The sequence below is a fragment of the Angustibacter speluncae genome (assembly GCF_054777815.1).
The window spans coordinates 1-2,652 of the sequence record NZ_BAAHAF010000191.1 but is presented as its reverse complement, the minus strand read 5'-3'; the positions used below and the strand labels follow the sequence as shown (position 1 = coordinate 2,652).

General features: G+C 80.1%; 1 protein-coding gene. It reads right to left on the bottom strand.

Going from position 1 to position 2,652, the window contains the following annotated elements:
• The coding region (locus ACYVKY_RS20865; protein WP_460436906.1) for an alpha-(1->3)-arabinofuranosyltransferase domain-containing protein at positions 1–2,652 on the bottom strand (2,652 nt) is incomplete at both ends.

The window sequence follows — 2,652 nt, the reverse complement described above, 5'->3', positions numbered from 1 at the left end:
CACCGCCGCGGCGGCGCCGACGGGCGCCCGGACGCGGGCGTCGGCACCGGGCGCCGCGGCGCGGCGGGTCGGCAGCACGAGCAGCAGCGCCAGCAGCAGCGCCAGCAGCAGGCCCACCAGCAGCCCGACCCGGTACGGGGCGTCGGGCGCGTAGGTCAGCCGCACCGTCCCGCCCTCCCCCGCGGGCAGCACGAAGGCCTGCCGCCACCCGTCGACGACCACCGGCACGAGCGGCTCCCCCGCGAGCTCGGCCACCCAGCCCGGGTTGGTGTTCTCGGTGGTGGTCAGCAGCGCGGCGTCGCCCGGGGCCACCTCGACCTCGCGGTCGGTCGCCGACCAGGTGCGCACCTCGACCCTCCGCCCGCTGCCGGCGGCGCGGTCACCCGTCGAACTCGGCTCGAGCACCGCGGACGTGGGCACGAGGCCCGGCAGGCGGCCGAGGACGAGCCGGCTGCGACCCGGCTCGAGCGCGACGTCCGCGCACGCGCGCCAGGTGGCGGCGCCACCGGTGAGCAGGTCGTCGGCGGTCCACGACACCTCGGTCGGCACGAGCGCCCCGTCGACGCCGAGGGGCGGCCCCTCGCCGCAGGGCAGCGACGCGTCGGCGCCGGAGGGGGCGGGCCACTCCTGCCCGTCGAGCAGCACCTCGGTGACCTCGAGGTCGGCGGGCGAGGACCCACGCTCCTCGTCCAGTCCCGCGAGCACCTCGACCCGCACCGTGCGGCCGGACACCGGCAGCAGGTCGACGACCCCGGACGAGGTCGGCTCGACGAACTGCTCGCGGCCGTCGACGACGACGCGGAGCGTGGCCGAGGCGTCGGCGAACCAGTTGTCGCGCGCCCGCACCTGGAGCCGCTCGACGGTCCGCTCGGCCGGCAGGCTCAGCTCGAGCGTGGGCCGGCGGTCGTCGCCCGCCGGGCTCCACGCCGTGCGCGGGTCGCCGTCGACGACGGCGCCGGGTCGCGCCGCGGCGGCGGGGCTGCGCCGGCTGCTCACCCGCACCTGCGCCCACGCGCCGAGGTCGAGCAGGGCGTCGAGCTCGGCCGACGGTCGCGGGTGCAGGGTGCCGCCGGCGCGCAGGTCCGTGGCGGCCGCGACCGGGAGGGACCGGTCGAGGTCGGAGTCCTCGACGACGCGCAGCCGCGTGGTGCCGCACCGCAGCGCGTCGTCCTCGTCGGTGCAGCCGTCCGCGGTGCCGCGCGCCGTGCCCAGCAGGTACGAGACCCCGCCGCCGGCCGCCTGCGCCGCCGACGCGGTGAGGTCCGGGACGACGCGGGTCGCCGGCACCTCGAGGCCGGGGACGGCCAGCGTCGCCACCCCCGTCACGGCCCCCGCGGCGCCCGCGAGCTCGACCCGCAGCGTCCGGGTGGCGCCGGGCGGGGTGCGCAGGTCGACCCAGGCCGCGGCGTCCCGCGCGGGGTCGCCGACCGGCACCTGCAGGTCGTCGGCCGCCGGCGCGGGCGGGACCGGCGTCGTGGCCGTGCCGGTGTCGGTGCGGACCACCACCTCGGTCGGACGCCCGAGCCGCCCACCCCACGTGACCTCGTCGTCGAGCAGGCGCAGCCGGGTGCCCGCGACCTCGAGCGGTCGCCGTGCCTCCAGCTCCATCCAGACCCGGGCGCCGCGGTCGGCCTCCCGGGCCGACGGGACGACCGCGACGAAGGCCGTCAGCGGGTCGGTGTCGAGCGCCGCCGCCGCCCGGTGGCCCGGCGCGTCGGCGAGCAGGTCGCCCGGCGGGCCGGCGGTGCGCGACGACGTGAGCGCCCGCAGCGGCCCGAGGTCGGCGGTCGTCCGCAGCGCCGGGTCGGTCCACGGGAGGTGGTCGCGGTTCGGCCCGGCGCGCACCTCGTCGGCGGTCAGCACCGGACCCAGGTCGCCGCCGTGGACGGCCTCGAGCGCGCGCACGCGCGCGGCCAGGCTGTCGGTCACCACGAGCCCCCGGGGTGCGCTGCCGTCGAGCGCGTCCGGCGCCATCACCGCGGCGCCGGGCAGCAGGCCGGCGCCGGCCAGCGGCACCAGCGCCTCCGAGGCGCCGGTCACGACCTCGGCCGCCTCGACGGGCAGCGCCTCGACGACGGGTGCGGCGGCGCCGAGGTCGTAGACCTCGACCGCCCGGGCCTGCACCCGCCCGTCGAGCCGCACCTGCGGACCGAAGGCCGCCACCGCGTCGACGCCCGGGGTCGCGCGGACGGCGGCGCGGGCGGTGGCCGGGGCGGTGCCGCCCGTGAGCGAGTCGTCGAGGTCGTTGCGCAGCACCAGGAACCGCACGCCCGAGCGGCGCAGCACGTCGGCCGCGGGACCGAGGTCGCGGCCCAGGGCGATCTCGTCCTCGACGGCGTCGAGCATCCGCACCGTGCCGGCCGGGGTGAGCGGGACGCCGTTGCGGACGGCCCACGGGCTGCGGGCCAGCGGCTGCAGCGGCTCGTCGAGCGGTGCGCCCCACACGTACTGGCCGAAGCCCGAACCCGGCACGAGCAGGGCGCGCTCGTCGTGCGCCGCCAGCCAGTCGGCGGTCTCGCCCCACCACGGCGGGACCGACTCCCACGCGCCGGCCGAGGCGAGGCGCCCGCCGAGCGCGGGCGCGGCCGAGTCGAGCAGCGCGAGCACGTCGACCGCGACGACGGCCGGCCGCGCGGCGGCGGCGAGGCGTCC